This window comes from Rathayibacter sp. SW19, from assembly GCF_030866825.1.
Classification (GTDB): Bacteria; Actinomycetota; Actinomycetes; order Actinomycetales; family Microbacteriaceae; genus Rathayibacter_A; species Rathayibacter_A soli.
The window spans coordinates 276,188-300,517 of record NZ_CP133020.1; the positions used below are offsets into that span (position 1 = coordinate 276,188).

The following is a 24,330-nucleotide window of genomic DNA, read 5'->3' on the forward strand; positions in this document are numbered from 1 at the left end:
GCTCTCACGGGGGTGCGACAGCCGATTCCTGGTCGACGTCGTACTGTGCAGTGTGCGCCGTAGACTGCCGGTGTGAGCGCAGAGTGCGACGATGAGGCGGCCGTCGCAGGCATCCGCTCGTTGCTTCGTGGGGCAGTCGAAGACCTCGAAGCCGTGCACGCTCGCGACGAGGCACTCGCCCGGTTCGTGCCCGCACGGCGGCAGGCACTGCTGCTGATGCGAAAATCGGCGTTGATTCCGATCGGCCGCGTCTGGCGGCTGGGCGTGTTTCTGCTCGGCGTTTCGAAGGCCGAGGATGCTGCGACTGCCAGTGATCCGGCGGGTGGTCCGGCGGGTGGTCGCGCGGGTGCTCCTGCCGATGTTCCCGCCGGTGACGGCGTGCTGCTGTATGCCACCGGCCAGACGACGCGGGCGGTTGATCCGCTCTACCGGGGCTTCCAGTCGGTGTCGGCCGAGACCCGGCGCGACTACCGCGGTGCCGCATTCCGTGGGCCGTTCGAGCGCGGCGAAACGGTCAATTTCGGCGCCACGGTGATCGAAATGGATGCTGCCAGCCTGCGTTCGTCGTCCGGACCGCTGCTGCTGCGTGACGGCGAAGCGCGGGTGCGCTGGGCCGCGTCAATCGACGCGGCGACGGTGCCGTTCGAGAGCTACCTGGCCGAGCGTGTCGAGTTGCTGGTTCATCCGCCGCAGGGGGCGTGAAGCCGAGCGCCGAGTGCGCGATGGTCCGCCGCGCTGCACGGCCCGAGATCGCTCGGGTGCGTGGAGTGTTCAGGCTGTTCATAGTGCGCGAAGTGTCGAATTGCCGAGCCATTCCGACACCTCGCGCACTATGAATGGGCCGATAAGCCGGCCGCCCGCGCGCAACCGCGACAGTCTGCATAGCGTTCGCGAGCAGACGCAGCAATGGCTGCGGCAGCGAGTAGAACGGAAGTATGGGCACGACGCGAGTTTTGACGGTGGGGCATTCGACGCATCCGATCGAGGAATTCATTCGGATGCTGCGGGCCAACGCTGTCGCGTGTGTCGCCGATGTGCGCACGATCGCGAAGTCACGTCACAATCCGCAGTTCGCAGAGGATGAGCTTCGGATCAGCCTGCCCGCCTCGGGCATCGAGTACAGGCGGCTCGAGAACCTTGGCGGCCTGCGGCACACAACGAAGAAGTCGGCGAACGGTGCGTGGCGCAACGCCTCGTTTCGCGGCTACGCCGACTACATGCAGACACCGGCGTTCGACGTAGCGCTCGCCGGGCTGATCGAGTTGGCGCAGGCGCAGCCCAAGTCGCAGGCCGTCGCGATCATGTGCGCTGAAGCGGTGCCGTGGCGCTGCCACCGCTCGCTGATCGGTGACGCGCTGCTTGTGCGCGGCATCGAAGTCGACGACATCATGACCGCGACGCAGACGAAGCCGCACACCCTCACCTCGTTCGCGCACGTCGAAGGAACGCGGGTAACGTATCCGGCGACGAGTACAACTGCCGACCCCACGAACACCACGGACACGGATGCGGAGGACACAATGGACGCAGATGCAGACAATGCGATGGACGCGGGCGCGGATGCCGATGCCGACACGGATGCTTTCGCGGCACTCACCGACTATCTCGACACCACGGACACGGTCACCATCGTGACCACCCGGAAGACCGGCGAGGAGAAACGCACCCCGATCTGGTCGGTGGTGGCGGGAGGTAAGCCGTACGTGCGATCGGTGCTCGGCCCGCGTGGTGCATGGTATCGGCGCGCAGTTGCCAGCGGTGCAGCGGCATTTGTTCTGCATGGTCGACAGGTCGCCGTCAATGTTCAGCACGTAACGGACGACGAGGCGATCGCCGCCGTCGATGCCGCGTACTCGGCGAAGTACTCGAGCCAGTCGTCGTCTCTGCACCCGATGCTGCAAGACGAATCGCGCGCGTGCACGCTGTTGATCGTGCCCGCCGCGTGAATGTTCGCTGAACAGATTTCAGTCGAGTGGGCATCGCCGACCGGCTCAAACGGCGCTGTGAGCCGCCACCGCATACGCTGAGTCCGTGCCTTCTTTTCGCGTGACGATGACGATCGGTGCGCTTGCACCGGGTGTGGCGCCGACCCAGGTCGTGCCCGCTGCGGAACGCGCCGCGGCGCAGCTGACGACGGTCGAGGCATCCGATGTGGCCGTGGTCTCTGGGGCGGCGCGCGTCACAGTGCGCTTCACCGCGGATGACGCGGAACTCGCGCAACAGATCGCGCAGCACACAGCGGATGCGACCGGCTCGCTCGCGCAGGTGCTCCGCTGGCGCCTCACCGAACGCGTCGGCGGCGGGTGGTACAACCGATGACCATCAGCACTCACCATCAGCACTCTCGCACTAGCATGACATCAGCATGCTAAAATCATGCTGTGGCCAACCTGCAGATCAAGGACTTTCCTGACGAAATGCACGCAGCGCTGCGCCAGCGGGCACGCGAGGAGCACGTCACCATGAGCCACCTTGCGACAGAAATGATCGAGCGCGAGCTTGCGCGCATCCGATTGAATGCCTGGATCGCAAAGCGCGACGCGGCCGCACTGCCGCGGATCGACGTGGATGTCGTCGCACTCCTCGATGAGGTGCGGCAGGAATATGCTCCTCGTTGACGCAAGTGCCGTCGTCGATGTGATCACTGATTCGCCGAATTCAGCGGCTGTGCTCGATCGTATCCGCGGTCAGGACCTGATCGCGCCGGAGATCGTCGATGTCGAAGTGTGCTCCGCGATGGCGCGATTGGAGCGTGCGAATCTCGTCACAAGTGCGGAAACCGACCGCGCACTGGCGTTGTACCGCGAGCTGCCGCTGCACCGGGTTGCGCACTACGATCTCATGAATTTTGCCTGGCAGCTCAGGCACTCCGTTCGGGTCGCCGATGCGTTCTACGTCGCGTGCGCGCTTGCCGTCGACGCACCGATCCTGACGTTGGATCAGCGGATGATTCGGTCGGCGCCACAAGGAGTGCGGTTCGTGTCTTTTGAGTAGCGCACCCAGGCAGTCCCGGCTCAGCGGGGGGGGGGGGGGGCGGGGCTCGTCGGCGCCGTCGGCCTCGTCGGCCGCGCGCCTAACGGCATCGCCGAGAGGTCATAGTCGAGGCATAGGTCAGCCACAGCAGACTGAAGCACTGCGCGCCTAGCCTGCCGGCATGATGTTCTCGCAGATGCCGAAAGCGCTGGCGATGGCGGCGAGTGTGGCCTTGGGGTTGACCATGGCGCTCACCGGCGCCGCGGCCGCCGGTGCGCAGCCCGTAATCGTGCAACGGGTCACAGATGCGGCTCCGAACGGCCCGGTCGTCGTCGCCATTGGCGACTCCATCATGGAGGGCCACGGCCTGCAACCGGATCAGGCATGGCCCGCTGTCGTCGCGGAACAGTACGGCTGGGACCTCACCAACCTCGCAAGTGACGGGTCTGGCTTTGTCACCGTCGGCAACAACGACGATACGTTCGTCGACCAGGTCGCCGTGGCAGTCCGGCTGCACCCTTCCATCGTGCTGATCTCAGCAAGCAGCAACGACCTCGGTGACCCCGAACCGACCGTCGCCACCGCGACCGCCACCGCGATGCAGGAGCTGCGGTCCGACCTGCCGAACGCGAAGATCGTGGTCGTCAGCCCGGTCTGGAACGAAACAGCCGAGCCGCAAGAGCTCGCCACGTTCGGCCAGGATGTGGCGAACGTTGCCGCCTCGATCGGTGCGGTCTCTCTGAGCATCGGGCAGCCGTTGGAAGGGCATCCGCAGCTCATACAGGCAGACGATGTGCACCCCACTGCCACGGGTCAGCGGGTCATCGCTCGCGACGTCGCCCACGCGCTCGCCGCTACGACTGCGTAGATATATCCGTACATATAGAGGAGCGCTCCCGATGCGCGCCTGCTCACACTCACGATCGCATCAGGCGTGCCCGCGATCCGATCAGCTGAACGAGTGCGCGAGCAGAGTCTGATTCGGGCTCACGGATCGCAACTGAACTCCGGCGATGTCCGCAATCGGTGTGGCGATTGATGCGGATGCGTGCACAGTGTCGCCCGGGCCGGCGCTCCAGCTGGAGACCTCTGTAGTCGTTCCGTCGCGGGCGGTCACGTACAGCGCGAACTGCGCAGGCGTCGCGTAACCGGTGCCGGTCTGCGCAGACGACACGTCTTTGTACTGGCACGAGAGTGCGATCGACGTTCCCCAGCTGGTGGAGGTCAGACCGACGCTCGCGGTGATCGAGCTCGGCACCACCGCGTCGAGCGCGGCAGACACCGTCGGATGCGCTGGCGCCGCGAAGGTCGGCAGGCCCGATGGCCCCGGACCACCGCCAGTGCCGCCGCCGCCTCCGACGGCGAGCGGCACGATGATCGCCGCCGCTACGACGGCCGCTGCAACGGCCCCGGTCACACCGACGAGCGCCGATCGCAGGCGTCTGCGCAGCCGAACCCGCGCGGTCAGGCCTGCCAGAATATCGGCGGGCATCGATTCGGATGCCGCCCAGCGCGCATCCGCCCAGCGCACATCTGCGCTGCGGGCATCCGCTCGGCGCCCATCCAGCCCCTGCACAGCGTGTGCACGCGGCCCCGCATCGAGCATTACGAGCGCTTCGTCGTCGTCGAGCGCGCTGAGCAAACCGGGGAGACCGGCGAGGTCGGCGACCGCGCTTGCGCAGCGGGCGCATCCGCTCAGGTGGGCTTCGAACTCGAGCCGTTCGTTCGGCGACAGCGCGCCGAGCACATATGCGGCATCCCACTCCGCGTACCGGTCGCGATCTGCATAGGCGTCGTGAGCGCCTGCGGTCGGGTCGATCATCGGGTCACCCCGTTCTCTTGCAGGGCAAGCTTGAGTGCGCGCAGGCCGTAATGCATCCGCGACTTCACGGTGCCTGCCGGAATATCCAGCTCACGAGCGATCTCGGCCACCGAGCGACCGCCATAGTATGCGTGCACGATCACGGCGCGGTGCTCGAGCGAGAGCGAGGCGAGAGCATCCGCGACGAGCCAGGAGTCGAGGAGGGCATCCGTCTCATCCGCCGTCGCTTGCTCGGGCAGTTCGTCCGTGCCGAACTCGTGGCGGTTGCGGGCGCTGCGTTTAGTGTCGATCACGAGGTTGCGCGCCACCGTGAACAACCATGCCCGAGCGGATGTCTCGCCCTGGTCGAGCACGGACGGCTTGCGCCACGCGCGCAGCAGCGTCTCCTGCACGATGTCATCGGCCAGCGCTCGGTCGCCGGTGAGGTGCACGACGTAACGCCAGAGCGGAGCGGCGTGCTCGTCGTGGAGAGCGCGGAGCAGCGCGGCTTCGTCGTCGGCCATACGCGCCTCCTCCCACCTCAGCATCGGCGAACGCGGTGCGTTCACCAGTTGCACGAGGCGCCGGGCTGGAAAGTTCATTTGAGCCCGAAGGTTGCGCTCGAGCGTCTCGTACTCTCCAGTGTGAACTCCTTTGTGCCAGCGCACGAGCGGGTCGTTGAGGGCGGCGTGCACACCACGATCGCGCACTAAACTGAGCGCACTGCAAGGAGGCAGAAATGGCTGCTGGAACGAAAGCTGACCCGTGGGAGCTGACGACCGCCCCCGGGTCGTCGCAGTACACGATGTATGCGGACCGCGAGGCTGATCCGCCGGTTTTGGTCTGCCAGGTCGGGTCGACGACGTTGAAGTACGACCTGCGAGCGATCGACGATCTTCACGCCTGGCTGCGCGAGCAGGGCGACTGGGTTCCGCTTGGTGCTGCCGATGAGAAGAAGCCCGTCGTTGAGGGCACCGTCGAGGCCTGGGGCCGATCGGCTTCCAATCCGGTCGGCGGCTGGTACGGCCTGCGCAACGGCTACCGTGGTCGGTTCGGCATGTATCTGCCGCCGTTGCTCGAAGAGCTCGGGCTGGTCGAGCTGACGCACGACGCGCGCAACAATCAGGTGCGCGCGCTGTAGCGGGCGCTGCAGCGGGCCATGTCGCGAGCACTGTCGCGAACGCAGTCGCCAGCGCAGTCAGGCAGTGCGACAGCCGTTGTCCAGCGCCCGCAGCATGGACGCCTGAGCCCGCAACTGAGTGTCGGTGACAATGGCGTCGGGATCCATGACGATCTGGTCCATCCCGATGCCAGACCCGACGAAGCCATGGTCGGCTGTGGCGCTCCAGCGCGGAACGGTGGTCAGCGCGTCGATGTGCATCAGTGTCGAATAGCGGCCGGCCAGCGAGTTGTCATCGCCGAGGATCATGTAATCGACGATGGCATCGACAGCGTTCAGAAAGTCGAATTGCAGTCGCCACTCGTGGATCTGACCCGGCTTCAGGATGGTGCCGACGGCGGGCGGGCGGCCGTCGAAAGTCGCATTGCCTCTCACGTTGTCGACCATCATCCGGTGACGGGTGAGGTTCCAGATGTGGAAGTTGCGCGAGACGTGCGCGGTGCTGGCAACTGCGTCTGTTCTCTGCTGAGTCTGACGGCTGTGGTCGCGCGACGGCCTGACCTGCTCGATGTGCGTGCGGGTGGTGAACATCGCAAGAACCTCCTCTTCGATGAGGCTGCCGATCTGCGGCCTCACTTCAAGGTTCGCCTCTGGCCGGGTTTGGCCCCGTCGGCCGATCGGCGGATCGTGCGGATGACGCGCGCATCCCCCAATCGGAGGACACGTGCGTGCTTGCGCGCCGAATTCAGGCCACGTGGCCGTAACACGCGGCTGCCACGGATGACCGCGGCCGAGGCCCGCCGCCTGCTGCCGTGTCTGGCTTATCCGTCGGTGCTGTAGTTCTTGAAAGCGTCAAGATCGGCCCAGTTGGGCCAGGTCAGCTCCCACAGGCGTCGGATTCGCCCGTCCTCGAAGGCCGCGATGAGCACGACTTGGATGCGGCTGGCGGCTTCGCCCGGTCGGGTCGTGGTGATCCATACCCGGCCGGCCACTTTACCGTCGGCCTCGACCCAGGCGTCCTCGTCGTACTCGATCGCGTAGCGGATGGCGGTCGCTCTCTGAGAGCGCAACGTCGGTTCGGGGCGAAGTGTTACGGATGCGCGCGGCCGCCCAATTTGCCTGACCCGACGGAGACGTGGACAGTGGACAGTGGACAGGATGCAGAACGGCACGGTTTGCATGCGGCCTGTCGACCCTTCTTCGATAGCCTCGAGCTATGCGAGATGCCAGGAACGAAGAGTTCTACACGCCGTCGGGTGTGCGCCTTCGCAGGTATTCGGCCGGTGAGGGTCTGGATTGGTTGCTGCTGCCCGGCGGTCCCGGTCTGGGATCGGAGAGCCTGCTCGGGTTGGCCAAAGCGGTGGAAGTCCCCGGGAACCTTTGGATGGTTGACCTGCCTGGTGACGGCTCTAATCGGGACGCTCCTGGGGCACCCGCAGACCCCTACGCGTTGTGGCCAGATGTTCTTGTCGAGGCAGCGCAAGCGGTCGCGTTCCCGGTGTTGGTTGCCCACTCAACAGGGGGTATGTATGCGTTGTCGGTGTCAGGCCTCGAGCCTCTGCTGTGCGGATTCGTGTTGATTGAGTCCGCCCCCCATGCCGGGTGGCGGGAAAAGTTCGGGGAGTTCGCGGCAAAGAACACGTCACCGCAGATCCGTGCGGCCGAGCAACGGTATGCTTCGAATCCGTCGGACGAAACCGTGCGAGAACTTACCCTTGCTACCGCGACTTGGAATGTCGGGGCTCAGTCATTGCCCGCAGCGGCCACAATGCTGGAGCGTCTACCGTTCAATAATGCTGCGGTGGAATGGTCGGGTGCACACTTTGACGACGTGTATGAGGCCACCTGGTGGCCTGCCGCCCTTCCCACCCTGATCATCAGCGGCACCGCCGACCACGTGATCGACCAAACCATCTGGGTTGATCCCAGCTACGCCGGGCTTCATATCCACCGAACGCTGATCGACGGCGGTTCGCACTTTCCTTGGCTCGATCGGCCAGAGGTAGTCGCTGCCGCTATCAACGCGTTCGCGATGACTCTCGTCGCTCGTCGTTAGGGCGGTCCCGCGTACGGTGCGTCGGCAATTCCAAGCCGGATGCGGTGGGCCGGCGATGCGGGCACCGTGCCACCGACGTCGAGTCGGGGCACAGTGTGGCAGATTCTGCGAATCATGCACACTGTGCCCCGACTTGATTGCGGCTCAGCTCCCCGGGCTCGTGTCGACGATCCAGGTTCCCGTGCGTGTGGTGTCCGGACTGTCGAACGACACGCCGGGCAGGGTCCAAGTGTGACCTTCGGCCTTGATGGTGATGGTCCCGGTGTCGCGGTAGAGAGGAGCGACCGCCGAGATCACCGACGTGGCGTTGATGGGAACATTCACGTTCGCGGTCTGGGTGCGCGTGCCGGTCAAGTCCTGCTTGTACTGCGCCTTGATTCCGTTCGCGATCGCCTTGAACAGCGGGCCGTCCACGGTCACCGGCGTGTTGACATTGGTGGTGATGTTCGTGGTGTCCGATACCGCGATCGGTACTGTGCCCGGACCGTCCGCGCCCACGGTCGTGCCTTGCCACACTTGGTGTTTCGGGGTCGAGAGTTGTTCCCGCTTGGTGTCCGTGAATGTGCAGGCGGCCAAACCGTTGTTGCACAGTGACCGCAGCATGTAGGCCTGGGCCGTCGGGTTGGTCACGGCGCCGTCTGGGCCGATCACCACCAGGTCCATCCCCAGCCCGGACTTTACATACCCGTTGGTCACTGTCGCGGTGTAGCTGGGGAAACCATAGGTCGATCCGACGGTCATCGTCGGGACGTAGGAGCCGGCGACGGTGCCGTCGTTGTTGAGGATGGAGTAGCTGACAATGGATGTGGAGTCGTAATCGTCTTCGAACTGGACCTCCCAGTCGTCCATCTGACCAGGCTGAAGGATGTGGCCGACGTCGGGGCGTCCCTCATACTGGGCGTTGCCCTTGATGCTGTCGACTTTCATCGGATGCCCGGTCAGGTTCCAGATGTGGAAGCCGCGGGCCACCTGTGGCGATGTCTTCGGGTTGCTCGGTGCGGACTGCGCAGCGGCTGCGGTGGCGGGGGTCGCGGCGTTTGCTGCGGCGGGTGCTAGCACCGCGCCGGCGATGACGGCGGCGGTAACGCACGCGCCGAGCAGAAACCCTCGGCCGCGCCGATGGGGCTTGTTGGCATCGTTGGTCGGTTTCGGTGTGGTGAACATGGGAAGAACCTCCTGCTGGTAGCGGGCCGCGTAGTTGCGGCCGTATGTCAACGGTCGCAGCGCTTCCGGAGAGACCGGGTCGGCCGAGCGGATGACTGCGCGGTTGACGCGCGCGTCCTCCAACCGGAGGACTACACGGATTGCATGGCAGCAGGCATCCGGGCGCGCCTATACTGAACCGACCGAAACGAGCCAGGTCGGGCCGGGTTCGTCGATCGGTAGAGATGCGTTTTTCGGCAGGAGTCAGCGTGGAATCCTCGCAACGACCGGTTCGTGTTGTGGTGGTCGACGATCATCCGTTCTTCCGTGACGGAATCACCAGAGGCCTGACGTTCACTGGGCGGATCGCCGTCGTTGGCGAGGCCGGGAACGGCCGGGAAGCGCTCGAGGTGATCACGCGCGAGCAACCCGATGTCGCCGTCGTCGACTACCAGATGCCCGACATCGACGGTATCGGCGTGGTACACGCCGTGAATCGTGACGGGCTGGGCACCAAGGTGATCCTCCTGTCGGCCGAGACCGGCAGTGCAGTCGTCTTCAAGGCACTTGAGGAGGGTGCCAAGGGATATCTGTCCAAGGACAGCAGCCGCGAGCAGATCGTCGAAGCGGTGATGACCGTGGCGCGCGGAGGAACCGTTGTGCCACCGGAACTGACCGCCGGCCTGGCCGAGCAGATCCGGCTGCGCTCGCAACCGGATGCGCCGGCGCTCAGCCAGCGCGAACAGGAGGTGCTGCGCGGGTTCGCGCAGGGGCTCTCCATCCCGCAACTGGCAGCCGAACTGTTCATCGGGGTCAGCACGGTAAAGACGCACACCCAACGTCTCTATGAGAAACTCGGCGTCTCCGATCGCGCCGCCGCCGTCGCAGAAGGAATGCGGCGCGGGCTGCTCGAGTAGCGGCATCCGAGGGGGAAGGATGGCGCGCGACGAACGATGGGGCAAGCTCGGTGAGATTGCCGGAAATCCGGAACTCGGGCGCGTGCTGATCGACCATGCCTACCGCGGCATCCGGGTTCAGTTCATGCTGCGCGGTGTTCTGGTGGTGTTCATCGCGCTCGTGGTCATCCTGGTGCCGGTGGCCCATTATCGCTGGATCGGGTATCTGATCGCCGCGCTGTACCTGCTGTCAACCCTGGTGCTGCTGGTCGTGACGCGCCGCGCCAAAGCATGGCTGGTGCGGTATATCTGGCTGGCCCTGTATATCGACGTGGTCGCGCTCGGCAGTCTGTGCGTGCTGGACGGCGTTGCGGCGTCCGACAGCTGGAGCGCCGACATTCTGCTCAACGGTTTCTTTCTGCTGCCGGTGATGGCGGCAACGCAGTTGCGACCTTGGGTTTGTCTGTCGGTGTGCGTTCCGACGAGCGCCGTCTACCTGTTCTGCAGCGTCGTCACGCGCGTCTCGAATGACGAGCCGTGGGTGTCGCTCTGGCTGCGAACGGGTGTGTTCGTCGGATTGGCGACCGGATGCGTGCTGCTCTGCCGCGTGCAGCAGTCACGCGTGCTGACGATCGCCTCGCACGTTTTCGAGCGCGGGGCTCTGCTGGCGGACATGGTAGGAATCGAGTCTCGGGAACGGCAAGCGCTCGCCGAGCACCTGCACGACGGTGCGCTCCAGTACGTGCTGGCGGCCCGCCACGATCTGGCGGATGCGCGCGACGCGGGCGACGCCGGGTCGTTCGAGCGTCTCGACCATGCGCTGAGCGAGTCCGCGCAGTTGTTGCGCGCGACCGTAACGGGGTTGCATCCGGCTGTCTTGGAGCAGGCAGGGCTGCGTCACGCTGTCGAAGAGTTGGCCGCGAGATTGACTGCGCGTGGAGCGTTCAACGTAGAGACAGACACGCAACTCTGGCCGAAAGGTGTCAAGACCTCGGCGGACGACCTCCTGTACGCAACCGCACGCGAGCTGTTGAGAAACGTGCTCAAGCATGCGGATGCCTCGCAGGTGCGAGTCACATTGGCGTTGCGCGACGGAACGGCCGGCTTCGCAACAGGCCATCTCACGGTGAGTGACGACGGACGTGGCCTCCCCGAGAGCGCTCTCGAGGAGCGCTTGGCCGCCGGTCACATCGGGATCGCGTCCCGTCGCATCCGCTTGGAGGCCGCGGGCGGTGTGCTGGTGTTGCGGGCGGGGGAGCCTCGCGGCACACACGCCGAGGCGAGTGTGCCGGTTGAGGTGAGCGTGCCGGCTGCTGGGGCGAGTGTGCCGGCGGATGCGGCCGCCCCGGCTGAATCGGCATAACGGCCGTGCGGCGCACAGTCATTACGGACTGCAGCTATTACGCGCTGCAGAGCGGCAGGTTCGTTGGGGCGGTGATTGCGCCGGTGTAGACGTATCCGGTTGTGCCGTCCTTGGCGATCCGCACCCAGTCTGAGTTGCCATTGACGGTCTGGCCCGTGCCGTGGCAGATGGCATCCACGCGTTCGCCGAGTTGGAGCGTGTGGACCTGCTGCGCCTGCGTCGACGGCGCAGTGAACGATGTCGTCGCCTGAGTGATGACGCTGTTGGTCTGATCGAGGCCGCCCACGGGGCCGTTGACGCCGCCCGCGCTGGGGGTGATGGCTGCAGCTGCCGTGACGCCGAGCAGGCCGGCTGCGATCAAGCTGGCGGCGACGATTGTGCGAACGCTCATGATTTCTACTCCGGTTTCTGTGCGGTTAGGTGCCTGGAATTCTGGTGGTGGGCCGGCGATTCCGGCCCTAATACAAGGCTGCGGGTGCGTTGCCTCGCGCGTGGTCGGCCGATCAGCGGGTGTTGCGGTGGAACCGCATGTCACCCGATCGGCCGACACCGCGTGTCGGCTAACGCTCGGCCCGAGGTTCGTGTATCTGCAGGGCCTTTGCAAAGTTGTAGCTTCGAACGATTCTGTTGCTCGAGTAGCGAGGAAAAGACGGTGGTCGAGTAGCGAGGAACGAGCGTATCGAGACCTCGTTGCGGGGTCTCGATACTCCTGCTCGCTGCGCTCGCGGGCTACTCGACCAACGGGATAACGCAATTCGCTGACTGTGCAATAGTCCTGGGCATCTCTTGTGCTAACGCGCCGGTCGGTTCGGCACCATGGCGCGATAGGCCGGCTGAGCTTACGTAGCCCGCGGGCGTCTGGTCAGGCTACCGGGTAGGACGCGTCTCGGTCGCTGGTGCAGTGCAATTTGATGGTGAGGTCCTGTGTGGAGAAGAAGTCCCAGTTGGTCGCGACAGCGCCGACGCTGCTGATTCCGCCCGCAGTCCCGGACCCGTCGTGGACCGGACTTGGGATGGTAACGAAAATGCCAAAGCCTGATTCGATGACTTGCACTCCTCGGGGCACGAGGCGCGCGGGGGACAGTTCCTGGTTGATCAGGAAAGGTTTGCTTGCTGGGCAGACCAATTGCGGAATATTCGTTTCGGTGAGTGCTGGCAGGCGCACTGACCACTCTGTCGCGGTGGTGGCCGATGTTGCGGTTGCGGTGCTGGCCGTTGCGGCGGTGGCGGCGCCGGCGACCCCGACAATGCTGGCTGCGACCAAGCCGGCCGCGGTGAGGATACGAAAACGATTACGCATGATTAGTGACTCCTATGTCTGTGCTGTCGTGTGCCAGAGGTTCTGGCGGTGGCCCAGCATTTCGGGACCTGCTCCTACGATGCGGCCGTCACGGGTGCCGTCTGGCCGGCCGATCAGCTGATACGGCGGTGGAGCCGCGGCCCCACTGATCGGGGACACCGCTGTGGCCGATCGGGGGACACCGCGTGTCGATCGATTGCCGGCTGTCCTGCGGGACCAGGGAACTCCAGGGGTCGGGGCAGGACGAAGCGGGCACGATGGAGCGCGCACGAGGGAGCGCGCGACAAAGCGGGCACCGCAGCCTGCTCTCGCAATAGCTGCCGTGCCCGCTTGGTGCCGGCTTCGCCGGTCGACGCCCCGGTGTTCGACCTACGGCGTGTTGTAGCAGTATCCCACCGACTCAGGTTCCACAAAGATGGAGTCGGCGTGGATGTAGGACACTATCGGCTGGTCGTACTTGTCGAGACCCTGGGAGATCTTGAACCACAGGGAGCGCCCGTTGAGCGTTTGGCCTTCCCGATGGCAGAGGGTTTCCACCTCGTCCTCTGCGGTGAAGTGGCCGACCGCCGTGGCGCGCGTCGATGTCGCGTTGAATGATGTCGCGTTGTGCTTGATCTTGCCGTAGACGACGTCTGTGATCGACCTGGGGGCGGCCGCGTCGGCGCTGGCGGCGCTGGCAGCGCCGGCGATTCCGACCAGGCTGGCTGCGACCAAGCCGGTCGCGGCGAGGATGCGAAAACGATTACGCATGATAGTGACTCCGGTTTCTGTGTTGTCGTGTGCCAGAGGCTCTGGCGGTGGCCCGGCGTTTCCGGGCTCACTACAACGTTGCGGCCGCATCGAGTGACTCGTGGTCGACTGATTGGATGATCTGATGGCGGAATCGTGGCCATCCGATCGGGGGACGCGAATTGATGCATGGGAGAGCTTGACCCTGACACCGTGTGAGGGTCTAGAGCAGAAAGCGTCATGTTCACCATCGGAGAATTCGCCCGTTACGGACGCGTGTCTGTGCGGATGCTGCGCCACTGCGACTCGATCGGCATCGACGAGCTGCGCGGCACGTTGGTGCTTCGGCGTTCGCAATTGCGGGAGCAGCTCGACGCCGATACCGCCGCCGACATCGGTGCGAGGATGGTCAACCTGCCGGAGGTGCGGGCAGCGACGATCCTGCATCGCGGCCCCATGGACGACGTCATGCAGACCGTGCAGGCACTGGCCCAGTGGGTTGATGCGAACGAGTATCGCTCCACCGGGTTCGCCCGCGAGGTCTACCTGGAAAGTCCCATGGACAACGTGAGCGCGTGGGTCACCGAGTTGCAAAACCCGCTGATTGAGGCTGGCGAGGTGGTGGTCGAGTAACGAGCGCTCGCGGTGGTCGAGTAACGAGCGCCAGCGAGTGTATCGAGTAACGAGCGCCAGCGAGTGTATCGAGACCCGTTTCGAGATCTGTGATGCGCTTGGGGTCTCGATACGCGTGCTCGCTGCGCTCGCGCGCTACTCGACCACCGGGTTGGTGTTCGCCACGCACGCGCTAATCGACCAGCGGGTTGGCGCTCGCTGCGCACGCGCTACTCGACCACCGGGTTGGCGCTCGCTGCGCTACGCCTTCGGCTTCGTTGCTCGCGTCGCAGGTGCCTTCGCTTGAGCCGCGCCGGCCGACGACTTGCGCGGGGACGTTGCGCGGGAGCGCGACGTGACGGATGCGCGCGCGGACACCGCGGCATCCGCTGCGTCAGCCGCTTCATTCAAGGCAGGCCGCGAGATCGGGGTCAGCCGCTGCAGCTGCGTGACATGCGATGGGTTCAGCTCGTCGAGCGAGGAGACGCCGAGCAGCCGCATGGTGCGCCGGAGCTGCGTCGAGAGGATCTCGATCGTGCGGTCGACGCCCTCGCGTCCGCCGGCCATCAGCCCGTAGAGATATGCGCGGCCGACCAGGGTGAAACGCGCGCCGAGCGCGATTGCTGCAACGACATCCGCCCCGCTCATGATGCCGGTGTCGAGCAGCACCTCGGTGTCACGCCCGACCTCGCGGGCGACCTCGGGCAGCAGGTGGAACGGGATCGGTGCGCGGTCGAGCTGGCGGCCACCGTGGTTCGACAGGATGATGCCGTCCACGCCCATCGAGGCGAGCTTGCGGGCATCCGCGATGTTCTGCACGCCTTTGACGACGAGTTTTCCGGGCCACTGGGTTTTGATCCAGGCGAGGTCCTCGAAGGTGACGGTGGCGTCGAACATGGCGTCGAGCATGGCCGCTACGGTGCCGCTCCAGCGGTCGAGGCTCGCGAATGCCAGCGGCTCAGTGGTCAAGAAGTTGATCCACCAGGCAGGTCGCGGCAGCGCGTTGATGATGGTCTTCGGAGTCAGCGCCGGCGGGATCGTCATCCCGTTGCGGGAGTCGCGCAGCCGCGCGCCGGCGACAGGCACGTCGACGGTGACCAACAGCGTGTCGAAGCCGGCTTTCGCGGCCCGGTCGACCAGCGCCATCGAGCGGTCGCGGTCCTTCCACATGTAGAGCTGGAACCAGTTGCGACCGTTCGGGTTGGCCGCCTTGACGTCTTCGATCGCCGCGGTGCCCATCGTCGACAAGGAGAACGGGATGCCCGCTGCACCGGCCGCGCTCGCCCCTGCGATCTCGCCCTCGGTCTGCATCATGCGCGTGAAACCGGTCGGCGCGATGCCGAATGGGAGCGCGCTCGGACCGCCGAGCACCTCCCGCGTCGTGTCCACTTGTGAGACGTCACGCAGGATTGACGGATTGAACTGGATGTCTTCGAACGCCTGGCGCGCGCGGGCAAGGCTCAGCTCGGCCTCGGCCGATCCATCCGTGTAGTCGAACGCGGGCTTCGGCGTGCGTCGCTTCGCAATCGTGCGCAGGTCGTAAATGGTCAGCGCTTTGGCGAGCCGGCGTTTCTTGGCATTCAGCTCCGGCTTCTTGAACTGCATGAGCGGTGCAAGGTCGTGGATCTTCGGAATCCGTCGTTCAACCATCGTGTGTTCCTTCGCTAGTGGGTTGGTTAGTCAGAGCCGACTCGGCGTAGTAGCCGGTGATGTGCGCGCGGACGCGGGCGGCAGCATCCGCCGGGTCGCCCCCAGCGATCGCCTGCAGGATGCCGCGGTGCTCCTCGCGCAGGCGAGCGGATGTCCGCGCCCACGACGGCAGATTCGGCACGGCCGCAAGCACGTAGCTCTCGATCGAGTTGCGCAGGCCCTCCATCATGGCGGCGATGACGCTGTTTCCGGATGCCTCTGCCAGCGCGACATGGAATCTCGCGTCGAGCGCGAGGAACTCTGCCTCGGTGAGCGCGAGGGAATCCATCGCGTCGAGAAGTTGCGTTGCGGGGGTGAGTGTGGGGCGCCTGCTCGCCGCGTGGTGGTAGGTGCGGTGTGCGGCGTCGTGTGCGCCAGCTTCGTCGCCTTGCGCCACTTCAAGTGGCGCATCGCGCGCGACGTGGCGCAGGCGAGCAGACGCGGCGGTGGCGGCAGACGCGGCGGCGGCCGCAGACGCCAGGTCCGACACGATCGAGGTTTCAAGCAGGAGGCGGGTGGCCACGACATCCTCGACGGCGAAGCCCTGGGCGGCGACCTGCAAGCGCATGAGTGCGCTCATGCCGCCGGATGGTGTCGCGACGATGATCGCGCCGGCGCTCGGCCCCGATCCCGTCGCGGTGCGAATCAGGCCCAGCACTTCGAGCACCCGCACAGCCTCGCGCACCGAGGATCGGCCGACGCCGAGTTCGCTCGCCAGTGCGCGCTCGGGGGGCAGATGGTCGCCGGGGCGCAGCCGCCCGTCGAGCAGCGCCGCCTCGATCGACTGCAGCACCGTCTCCCACGCGCGTGCGCTGCCGGATGGTGCGCTGCCGGATGGTGCGGTGGCGGATGGTGGGCTGCCCGCGGGCGGTGCAGGCGACCCGAGCGCGGCATCCGGGGTCAAAGCGCCCCTCCTCGTGGAGAATCTATGTGGTCAGACCACATGTTACACGCCGAGAGTTCGTTCCGCGACCCCGCCTGTTCTGGGGTGAAGCTCTCGACATCGTGCCCAGTAGTATGAGCCGTAGCCTGGTGAACTTCGGTGCGGTTGAACCAGGCCCGCCCACGTGAAGACGCACCCGGGCATTTGCACGATTCCCCAGGGAGTCGTGAGGGGGAACTACATGACGGTCATCGGCATCCGCGGAACATTCTTCGACTTCGTCGACGACCCATGGAAACATGTCGGCAGTGAGCAAGACGCCGCGCGGTTCGTGGAGGACGGTCTGCTCGTCGTCAGGGACGGGATCATCTCGGATTTCGGTGATTACCGAGAGGTGAGCGCGCGCCACCCTGACGTGCCGGTGACGCGGATCCCCGACCGGATCATCACGCCGGGATTCATTGACGGGCACATTCATGTGCCACAAACGCGCGTTCTTGGCGCTTTCGGTCAACAGCTGCTGCCATGGCTCAATGACACGGTCTTTCCCGAGGAAACCAAATACTCGGATCCCGCATACGCGGCAGCGGGGACATCGCGATTCTTCGATAACGTGCTCGCAGCAGGAACGACGACTGTCCAGGCGTTCACGTCGAGTTCGCCGGTGTCGACAGAAGCGTTCTTCGACGAGGCCGCCAATCGCCACCTGCGGGTGATCGGTGGCTTGACCGGCATTGACCGCAACGCCCCAGAAGGCACCATCGACACGCCAGAGAATTTCTACCGCGACAGCACGGCGCTGATCGAAAAATACCACCGCAAGGACCGCCTGCTGTATGCCATCACGCCACGGTTCGCCCTGGGCGCGTCGAACGAACTCCTGGCAGCATGCCAGGCGCTCAAGCAGGAGAATCCGGATTTGTGGATCAACACCCACATTTCGGAGAACCCGTCCGAGATCAGAGCACTTCTCCGGGAACACCCCGACTGCACCGACTATCTCAGCGTGTACGAGAAGTACGATCTCGTCGGGCCGAAGTTCTCGGGAGGGCACGGCGTGTGGCTCTCGGACGGCGAGTTCGAACGGCTGCACGACAGCGGCGGTTCGATAACCTTCTGCCCATGCTCCAACCTGTTCTTGGGCAGCGGGCTGTTTCGACTCGGCCGCGCAACCGACCCGCGCACACGCATCAGAATGTCGTTCGGAACCGATGTCGGCGGCGGCAACCGGTTCAGCATGCTGAGTGTTCTCGAAGAGGCATACAAGGTCGGGATGCTCAACAACACCATGCTTGACGGCAGCACCAGTCCGTTGACGCAGGACCTCGCGGAGTCGGAGCGGAACAAGCTCTCGGCGTACCGCGCGTTCTGGTCGATCACGCTCGGCGGTGCTGAAGGGCTGTACATCGACGAGTACGTCGGCAGTTTCGATATCGGTAAAGAGGCCGACTTCGTTGCAATCGACTGGAACAGCGGCCCGAGCGCGTTGGCCTGGCATCAATCGGCAGTGGTCGCGCACCGTCCCGCGAGCGTCGAGGAGGCTGCCCAGCTGCTGTTCGGCGTCATGATGGTGGGCGACGAGCGGAACGTGGACGAAACTTGGATCCTCGGCGAGCGCGCATACAAGAAGGCCTAACGCGATGGAATCCCTCCCGCTCATCGACGAGGCACCCGTTTCGATCGTGATCCACCGGCGCATTTCAAGTGACGACTCGGCATACGATCAGTGGCAGGCCCGCGTGACCGAGGCGCTGGAGGCCAGCCCCGGGTTCATCAGCCGCACAACCGTTCCACCATCCGCCGGGCAGGACGACCTGGTCATCGTTGACCGGTTCCGCAACGCCCAAGCCGCCCGGGGATGGTTCGACGGTTCGAAGCGGCGCTCGCTCTACGCCGAGCGTGTCGGGATCGACAGTGATGAAGAGATCCAGCTCATCAGCGAGCAGTCTCGCTCGGCGCCTGACGGCGCCACTGTCATCGTCTCGTCGACAGTCGCCCCGGCCGACGAGGATGCGTTCATAGAATGGCAGGCGCGGATTTCTGAGGCGGAATCACGCTTTCGGGGATTTCGTGCGCACCGGCTGCAGCCACCTGTGCCAGGCATCCAGCAGAAGTGGGTGATCATCCTCACTTTCGACACGAATGAACACCTGGACGAATGGATTCACTCTCCCGAGCGCAGACGATTGCTCGAGGAGGGCTCGCGCTTCAACCTCGATCTGAAGGTGAAAAAGGCGAGCTTCGGCTTCGACTTCTGGTCGGCGGTGAAAGACCCGGACATTCCGATCATCAAGAACAACCTGCTCGTGCTGCTGGTGCTTTACCCGATGGTCTTTCTGTGGGGCTACTTCGTCAGCGAGCCGCTGATCGACTCACAGGGCGTGCCGTTCTGGCTGTCACTGTTCATCGGCAACCTGGTGAGCACACAATTGCTCGGCTGGTTCGTCGTGCCCTGGATCTTCCGCCAATTCGACTGGTGGCTGAAGCCGAAGCCGGGGTGGAGGGTCCAACTCATCGGCGTGATCGTCGTTGCGGTGCTCTATGCCGCAGCAATGGCCCTATACGCCTGGCTACTGCTGCTGCGCACGTAACCGCGCACGCGACACGGCGATGCCTGTCAGCGCAACTCCGATAGCCGCCGCTGCGATCAGCATCACGATCGTCCCGATCGCCGCCTGCACATTCTGCCCCATCAGCAACGCTTGCATCCCCTGCACCGCTGCCGTCAGTGGCATGACGCCGGATACGGCGCTGAGCCAGCTCGGGCTGAACGCGGCAGGCACCAGCACCCCAGCAGCGACAACCTGTAGCGAGATGAACGCGAGGGAAAGCATCCGGCCGGCCCGACCGAACAGAGCGATCACTCCGTGATGCACGCAGACGAATGCCGCCGAAAGCACGAGCACGAAAAGTGCACTGGCCGCGCGATGGGCAGGACTCACACCGAGCAGCCCGAGCCCGAGCACCACGATCAGAGCCTGGATGCAGCCGAGTACCACGCTCGGAACCAGCGACTGGCGGGCGACGCGCCAGGTGGATGCGGCCGACCCGAGGGCTTTTGGATCGAAGGGTGAAAGCACCAGGTACAGTGCAAAGGCACCAAGCCACAGCGCAACCGGAACCATCACGGCCGCAATAGCGCCGAGCGCGGTCGCGGCGCCTGCGCCTGCGGCAGCCGCGCCGCCACCGGCACCGGCGGCTGTGTTCGCACCACCGGCTGCGCCACCGGTACCTGCCGTGCCTGCCGCGTCCGCTGCGCCTGTTGTGCCTGCAGCGCTCGCCGCACCGGGTGCGCCTGCCGCGTCGGTCACCGTCATGGACACCGGTGCGCTGACGACGGTCGAGAGCGTTTTCTGCTCTGCGGCCGTATAAGAAGGAACGGCCGTAGCGGCGCTGCCGAGGCCTGACGCAAGCGCCCCAGCGCCGGTCGCGAGCGTGCCCGCACCCGCCGCGAGTTGCGCAGTGCCCGCGCTGAGCGGTCCGGTTCCGGAAGCCAGTGCTACTGCCCCATCGGCGGCCCCGGCTATTGCCTTGCTGAGAACCGGCATGCCGCTCGCAAGTGCCGATGTGCCCTGCGAAACCAGGCCGGCACCGACCTTCACTGCGCCGGCGCCAACGGTCGCCACGGCCAATGAGTCGCCGATCGATGCGCCCTTGCTCACGACGTCGCTCGACTGTGACTTGAGTGCTTGCAGTCGCGCGGCCACTTCTGCTGGGGTCAACGACGGGAGGTCGGATTGCAACTGTGCAATGCCGGCGTCGAGGGTTACCTGCTGCGTTCTTGCGTCCCGCTGCGAGTCAGCGATCGTATTGGTGCCGTCCGACAGAATCTGCGCTGCCCCCGCGGTGACGCCTGCCGCTGACGAGAGACCATCAGCGGCTTGAACGATCGGCGGCGTGGACCCTGCCAACTGTTGCATTCCGGTGCTCAGCAGTTGGGCGCCGGAATCCAGCGCCGTCATCCCGGTCGCTGCCTGCCGGAGACCCGACGCCAGACCGTCCGCACCGGCGGCGAGCTTCTGGGTGTTCGTCGCAACGGACGCCAGCTGCGTGTGCAGCTCGCTGAATCCGCTGAGTGTGCCCGCGACGTATGTCCGTGTCAACGACTGCGATAATTGCGCCTGGATGCGCGTCACGAGGGACGCCGCCAGCACGCTCGCTACATAGCCCTGCGCCCGATCGGTCTGAACATCGAGCGTTGCGACCGTCGGCGCGGGGCCCTGGCTGGAGCTGTACTGCCGAGAGAAGTCTGCCGGGATCGTAACGACGGCAGAGTATGCTCCGGATGCCAGCCCAGCGGATGCCGCATCCGCGTCTGTGATCGTCCAGTGCAGCCCGCTGCTGTTGCTCGAGCGAAGCTCGCTGGTCAGGAGTTTCCCGGCAGCAACCGGTACCTGCTTTCCGTCGACGGTGATCTGGATGGGTTTGTCGAGATTGACTACAGCGGCCGGCAGATTCGGTGTGCCGTTCACGCCTGCCTGGCTTTGCGTCACCGACGTGACGGCGAAGCCAGCCACGAGCAGTGGCGTGACCAGCGCGAGCACCACAGCAACGGTGCGCATCGTGCGCGACCGGCTTGGGGCATCCGGTGCTTTGAGTAGAAATGAGAGGAATTTCAAACCAGTGCCTCCTGCTCGGCCGGGTCGGCGACCGTTCGTTCTCGGCCGGGGGCGCGCGCAGCGATGCAGACGACGATTCGGCCGTCCGGCGTTGATTCAGGCGGTGTTGAATCAGACAGCGCCGATTCGAACAGCGCCGATTCAGACAGCGCCGATTCAGACAGTGCCGATTCGAACAGCAGTGCGGGCGCATCCGTCGCGAACGCCAGCGTCACATCGTGACCGGCAACATTGCCCACCTCGTTGATGAGTTCCGGCACCAGTGCGCCGTCGAGACCGACCATATCGATGGCGATCAGTGGCCGCCCGGACGCCAGTGCGAGGGCTACGTCGAGGCACCAGCGCGCGAGTGTACTGAGCTCACGCAGGCCGGTGGCCTCGTCGATCAGCTGGGCCGAATCAGCTGCGCGTGTCAACGATTCGAATCGGCGAAGGTACTGTGCGGTGAGGCGCAACTGCGCGCGTCGCTGGGTGAACCGGGCGGTGAGCCGCACCTGCGAGACGAGATATTCACCAATCGTGATGCCTGCGTCGTCTGCCTGGGCCCGGTGCACCAGAACGGAGCGGCGCTGAAGCCGGGCCGACTCGAACGGAAGAACATTGCCGAGCACGGTGAGCCGGCCGGCGGTCGGGGCGAGACGCCCGGTGATCGCGGCCAACACGGCGCGGTTCAGGGAGACGTCCGTGACGATCAGTGTGCCTCCGGGCGGAACTTCCACATCGAGCGGAGCCGATCCGCACACGATGAGGCCCCCCGCGGCTATGCCAGTAGGCAGCTCGTCAGCGACCGTGCGTTCGACGACCGGCGACGTGTCGTCCTCTCCCACCTGGTCTGGGAAGTCATCGATCACCGACCGTTCCGGGCGCCACGCCCGCGCGGCGATCAGATCGTGCACCCGTTCGCCTTCAAGGTCGATATCGGGCACGATTCGCTGCAGCCACCGCGGGAACCACCAGGCTCGTGCGCCGAGCAGCGCCATGATGGCAGGGATGAAAGTCATGCGCACCACGAACGCGTCGATGAGCACACCGATCGCCAGCGCCCCGGCCAGTGGCTGAAGCACGGCCCCACCGCCCGGCACAAAAGACGCGAACACACTGAACATGATCAGCGCTGCAGCCGTCACAACCCGGGCAGATGCGCTGAAGCCGTCGATCACCGACGGTTTCGCCGCGGCCGTCTTGGCGAAATCCTCGCGCATGCGCGACACCAGGAACACCTGATAGTCCATCGCGAGGCCGAACAGAACGGCCATCAGGAGAATCGGCATGAAGCTGATGACGGGGCCCACCTTCTCCACGCTGAGCGGTGCGGCCAACCAGCCCCAGTTGAAGACGGCGGTGATCACGCCGAGTGTGGCGCTCACCGAGAGCAGAAATCCGATGGTCGCCGTAACAGGCACGGCGATCGAGCGGAACACCATCGCGAGCACCACAATGCACAGCCCGACCACGACGAGCGCGAACGGAATGAGGGCATCCATCAGCCGGTCCGAGATGTCAATAGCGACGGCGGTGGTGCCCGTGACCATGTAGCCGAAACCGTGCGCCTTCTCGAACGCGGGCATCTCGGCGCGGATCGTGCGCACGAGCGCAGTGGTCGCATCCGAATCCGGCGAGCTCGCCGGCGTCAGCGAGATGATGGCCATGTCCAGGCCCTGGTTCGGCACGGCCTGACTGACCGCCGCGACGTCGTCCACGTTGGCGAATTGCTTCTCGAGCGCGTTCAGCGCCCCCGGAATGTCCATCGTTTTGCTGATGTCGGCCGTCACGAGAAGGGGACCGTTGAAGCCGGGGCCAAACCCTTTGGCGAGCAGGTCGTACGCGACGCGCGCCTGCGTTCCGGCCGCGTCGTATCCCGCATCCGGGATCGTCAGGCGCAGGCTCAGTGCCGGCAACGCGACAACGACAAGCCCGAGAACGGTCGCGATCAGTGTGATGAGTGGTCTGCGCGTGACGAAGGTCACCCAGCGACGGCCCATGCTCGGCTTGCGGCCTGCCGGTTCACGCAGTTCCGCTTCACGCTTCGCCGCCCGAGACATCGGCTTCGGAATCAGCTTGCGCCCGATGATGCCGAGGATCGCCGGCAGCAGAGTGAGGGACACCAGGATCGCGATCAGCACCCCGACGGCCGCCCCGAACCCCATCACGGATAGGAAAGGAATCCCCACCACCGAAAGGCCGACGAGTGCGATGATCACGGTCAGCCCAGCGAAGACGACCGCGCTACCCGCCGTCGCGGTGGCGACCGCCACAGACTCGGCCGGCGATACTCCGGCGGCAAGTTGCGATCGATGTCGCGACACGATGAATAGGGCGTAGTCGATCCCGACGGCGAGCCCCAACATTGAAGCGAGCACGGGCGCGGTCGACGAGATGGTCACGAAGTCAGCGAAAATCGTGATCGCGCTGATGGAGATCAGCACGCCGATCGCTGCGGTGATCAGCGGCATCCCGGCTGCAAGAAGTGACCCGAGCGTGATCGCCGTGATGATCAGGGCGAGCAGTAGGCCGACCGCTTCTTGGCTGTTGTCAGCTGCTGTGGGCGGCGGCGTCACGCCCGCGTATGCCGTCGTCAAGCCGGACTGCCGTGCCGAGTTTCCAGCCGCCTGAATCGCTGACTCATCGACCTGGGTCAACGAGGTTTGAGCAACGTCGTATTGCACGCTCGCAAACGCCATGCTGTTGTCCGACGCGACCTGGCTGCCGTTGCCTGCCGCGAACGGGTTCGTGACCGCCACGACGTGCTCAAGCCGACTCAACTTGTCGACAGCGGATTCGATCGGAGCCTCGAACGAACGGATGTCCGCGCCTTCCGGCGCCACGAAGATCACCTTCGCGCTCGCCCCGCTCGCCTGTGGGAAACGACTCTGCAGCATGTCGATTGCCGTCTGCGATTGAGTGCCCGGAATCTCGACGGATTGCGACATCTGCCCGTCGAAGATCTTCGCGCCGACCATCGCGGCAACCACAACGAGCAGCCACACGACCACGACGAGAAATCGCCGTTTCGCCGCGAACGCCCCAATTCGATACAGAAGTATTGCCATTTGGCGCCAGCCCCCCAGTAGAAGCTAGCGTACGGATCACGCTCTGGGCTACCGATTGCCCCGCACGGGGGGCGCGGCACGCTCGGTTATTTCCGT

At 65.3% G+C, this 24,330-nt stretch carries 25 protein-coding genes; 13 read left to right on the forward strand and 12 right to left on the reverse strand.

The window, feature by feature from the left end:
* Positions 1–72: 72 nt before the first annotated feature.
* The 6 genes from QU604_RS01325 (at position 73) to QU604_RS01350 (ending at position 3,841) form a co-directional block, all read left to right on the forward strand.
* Positions 73–702 carry a hypothetical protein gene (locus tag QU604_RS01325; protein WP_308466996.1) on the forward strand — a complete coding sequence of 210 codons (630 nt, stop codon included), beginning with the start codon at positions 73–75 and terminating at the stop codon, positions 700–702.
* 233 nt (positions 703–935) lie between these two features.
* Positions 936–1,946 carry a DUF2255 family protein gene (locus QU604_RS01330; RefSeq protein ID WP_308466997.1) on the forward strand — a complete coding sequence of 337 codons (1,011 nt, stop codon included), beginning with the start codon at positions 936–938 and terminating at the stop codon, positions 1,944–1,946.
* Positions 1,947–2,031: 85 nt separating this feature from the next.
* Positions 2,032–2,319 (forward strand): hypothetical protein, encoded by a 288-nt coding sequence (locus QU604_RS01335; RefSeq protein WP_308466998.1) that lies wholly within the window; start codon positions 2,032–2,034, stop codon positions 2,317–2,319.
* 62 nt (positions 2,320–2,381) lie between these two features.
* Entirely contained in the window at positions 2,382–2,618 is a 237-nt protein-coding gene (locus QU604_RS01340) for a FitA-like ribbon-helix-helix domain-containing protein (protein WP_308466999.1), read from the forward strand.
* On the forward strand, positions 2,605–2,994 hold the full coding sequence (locus QU604_RS01345; protein WP_308467000.1) for a type II toxin-antitoxin system VapC family toxin: 390 nt from the start codon (positions 2,605–2,607) through the stop codon (positions 2,992–2,994). Before QU604_RS01340 ends, QU604_RS01345 begins: the two co-directional genes overlap by 14 nt.
* 160 nt (positions 2,995–3,154) lie before the next feature.
* On the forward strand, positions 3,155–3,841 hold the full coding sequence (locus QU604_RS01350) for an SGNH/GDSL hydrolase family protein (RefSeq protein ID WP_308467001.1): 687 nt from the start codon (positions 3,155–3,157) through the stop codon (positions 3,839–3,841).
* An 81-nt stretch (positions 3,842–3,922) separates the two neighbouring features.
* Here the strand turns inward: QU604_RS01350 and QU604_RS01355 are convergent, their stop codons facing one another.
* Both QU604_RS01355 and QU604_RS01360 read right to left on the reverse strand, forming a co-directional pair.
* Positions 3,923–4,795 (reverse strand): anti-sigma factor family protein, encoded by an 873-nt coding sequence (locus QU604_RS01355; protein WP_308467002.1) that lies wholly within the window; start codon positions 4,793–4,795, stop codon positions 3,923–3,925.
* Complete coding sequence (locus tag QU604_RS01360; RefSeq protein ID WP_308467003.1) at positions 4,792–5,298, reverse strand: sigma-70 family RNA polymerase sigma factor; 507 nt, start codon at positions 5,296–5,298, stop codon at positions 4,792–4,794. The genes QU604_RS01355 and QU604_RS01360 overlap by 4 nt, the downstream gene beginning before the upstream one ends.
* Positions 5,299–5,513: 215 nt before the next feature.
* On the opposite strand from QU604_RS01360, the gene QU604_RS01365 reads away from it, so the two are divergent.
* Positions 5,514–5,915 carry a DUF6855 family protein gene (locus QU604_RS01365; RefSeq protein ID WP_308467004.1) on the forward strand — a complete coding sequence of 134 codons (402 nt, stop codon included), beginning with the start codon at positions 5,514–5,516 and terminating at the stop codon, positions 5,913–5,915.
* A gap of 57 nt (positions 5,916–5,972) precedes the next feature.
* Here QU604_RS01365 and QU604_RS01370 read toward each other — a convergent pair whose 3' ends face one another.
* The gene (locus QU604_RS01370; protein ID WP_308467005.1) at positions 5,973–6,530 is read right to left on the reverse strand and encodes a hypothetical protein; all 558 of its coding nucleotides are present in this window, start codon (positions 6,528–6,530) and stop codon (positions 5,973–5,975) included.
* A 185-nt stretch (positions 6,531–6,715) separates the two neighbouring features.
* On the reverse strand, positions 6,716–6,964 hold the full coding sequence (locus tag QU604_RS01375; RefSeq protein WP_308467006.1) for a hypothetical protein: 249 nt from the start codon (positions 6,962–6,964) through the stop codon (positions 6,716–6,718).
* Between the two features lie 146 nt (positions 6,965–7,110).
* Here QU604_RS01375 and QU604_RS01380 point away from each other — a divergent pair, with 146 nt between their 5' ends.
* Positions 7,111–7,950 (forward strand): alpha/beta fold hydrolase, encoded by an 840-nt coding sequence (locus QU604_RS01380; protein ID WP_308467007.1) that lies wholly within the window; start codon positions 7,111–7,113, stop codon positions 7,948–7,950.
* 144 nt (positions 7,951–8,094) lie between these two features.
* On the opposite strand, the gene QU604_RS01385 is transcribed toward QU604_RS01380, so the two are convergent.
* Positions 8,095–9,237, reverse strand: coding sequence for a hypothetical protein (locus tag QU604_RS01385; protein ID WP_308467008.1), 1,143 nt, complete (start codon positions 9,235–9,237; stop codon positions 8,095–8,097).
* Between the two features lie 125 nt (positions 9,238–9,362).
* Between QU604_RS01385 and QU604_RS01390 the strand changes: the two genes are divergently transcribed.
* Together QU604_RS01390 and QU604_RS01395 are read left to right on the forward strand one after the other, a co-directional pair.
* Positions 9,363–10,010: a response regulator gene (locus tag QU604_RS01390; protein ID WP_308467009.1), complete on the forward strand. Its 648-nt coding sequence runs from the start codon at positions 9,363–9,365 to the stop codon at positions 10,008–10,010.
* Between the two features lie 19 nt (positions 10,011–10,029).
* Positions 10,030–11,352 carry a sensor histidine kinase gene (locus QU604_RS01395; protein WP_308467010.1) on the forward strand — a complete coding sequence of 441 codons (1,323 nt, stop codon included), beginning with the start codon at positions 10,030–10,032 and terminating at the stop codon, positions 11,350–11,352.
* Between the two features lie 37 nt (positions 11,353–11,389).
* Here the strand turns inward: QU604_RS01395 and QU604_RS01400 are convergent, their stop codons facing one another.
* The 3 genes from QU604_RS01400 to QU604_RS01410 form a co-directional block, all read right to left on the reverse strand.
* The gene (locus QU604_RS01400; protein WP_308467011.1) at positions 11,390–11,743 is read right to left on the reverse strand and encodes an SH3 domain-containing protein; all 354 of its coding nucleotides are present in this window, start codon (positions 11,741–11,743) and stop codon (positions 11,390–11,392) included.
* A 471-nt stretch (positions 11,744–12,214) separates the two neighbouring features.
* Positions 12,215–12,652, reverse strand: coding sequence for a hypothetical protein (locus tag QU604_RS01405; protein ID WP_308467012.1), 438 nt, complete (start codon positions 12,650–12,652; stop codon positions 12,215–12,217).
* Between the two features lie 369 nt (positions 12,653–13,021).
* Positions 13,022–13,402, reverse strand: coding sequence for a hypothetical protein (locus tag QU604_RS01410; protein ID WP_308467013.1), 381 nt, complete (start codon positions 13,400–13,402; stop codon positions 13,022–13,024).
* Positions 13,403–13,621: 219 nt separating this feature from the next.
* Between QU604_RS01410 and QU604_RS01415 the strand changes: the two genes are divergently transcribed.
* Positions 13,622–14,014 carry a MerR family transcriptional regulator gene (locus tag QU604_RS01415; RefSeq protein ID WP_308467014.1) on the forward strand — a complete coding sequence of 131 codons (393 nt, stop codon included), beginning with the start codon at positions 13,622–13,624 and terminating at the stop codon, positions 14,012–14,014.
* A gap of 240 nt (positions 14,015–14,254) precedes the next feature.
* Here QU604_RS01415 and QU604_RS01420 read toward each other — a convergent pair whose 3' ends face one another.
* Positions 14,255–15,643 (reverse strand): alpha-hydroxy acid oxidase, encoded by a 1,389-nt coding sequence (locus QU604_RS01420; RefSeq protein ID WP_308467015.1) that lies wholly within the window; start codon positions 15,641–15,643, stop codon positions 14,255–14,257.
* Positions 15,636–16,586, reverse strand: a complete 951-nt coding sequence (locus QU604_RS01425) for a FadR/GntR family transcriptional regulator (RefSeq protein WP_308467016.1) — start codon at positions 16,584–16,586, stop codon at positions 15,636–15,638. The genes QU604_RS01420 and QU604_RS01425 overlap by 8 nt, the downstream gene beginning before the upstream one ends.
* Positions 16,587–16,791: 205 nt before the next feature.
* Between QU604_RS01425 and guaD the strand changes: the two genes are divergently transcribed.
* Positions 16,792–18,201 carry a guanine deaminase gene (gene guaD, locus QU604_RS01430; protein WP_308467017.1) on the forward strand — a complete coding sequence of 470 codons (1,410 nt, stop codon included), beginning with the start codon at positions 16,792–16,794 and terminating at the stop codon, positions 18,199–18,201.
* A gap of 4 nt (positions 18,202–18,205) precedes the next feature.
* On the forward strand, positions 18,206–19,156 hold the full coding sequence (locus tag QU604_RS01435) for a putative antibiotic biosynthesis monooxygenase (protein ID WP_308467018.1): 951 nt from the start codon (positions 18,206–18,208) through the stop codon (positions 19,154–19,156).
* Here QU604_RS01435 and QU604_RS01440 read toward each other — a convergent pair.
* On the reverse strand, positions 19,136–21,184 hold the full coding sequence (locus tag QU604_RS01440) for a YhgE/Pip family protein (RefSeq protein ID WP_308467019.1): 2,049 nt from the start codon (positions 21,182–21,184) through the stop codon (positions 19,136–19,138). The two genes, QU604_RS01435 and QU604_RS01440, sit on opposite strands and share 21 nt — an antisense overlap.
* On the reverse strand, positions 21,181–24,234 hold the full coding sequence (locus QU604_RS01445; RefSeq protein WP_308467020.1) for an MMPL family transporter: 3,054 nt from the start codon (positions 24,232–24,234) through the stop codon (positions 21,181–21,183). Before QU604_RS01445 ends, QU604_RS01440 begins: the two co-directional genes overlap by 4 nt.
* Between the last annotated feature and the right edge of the window lie 96 nt (positions 24,235–24,330).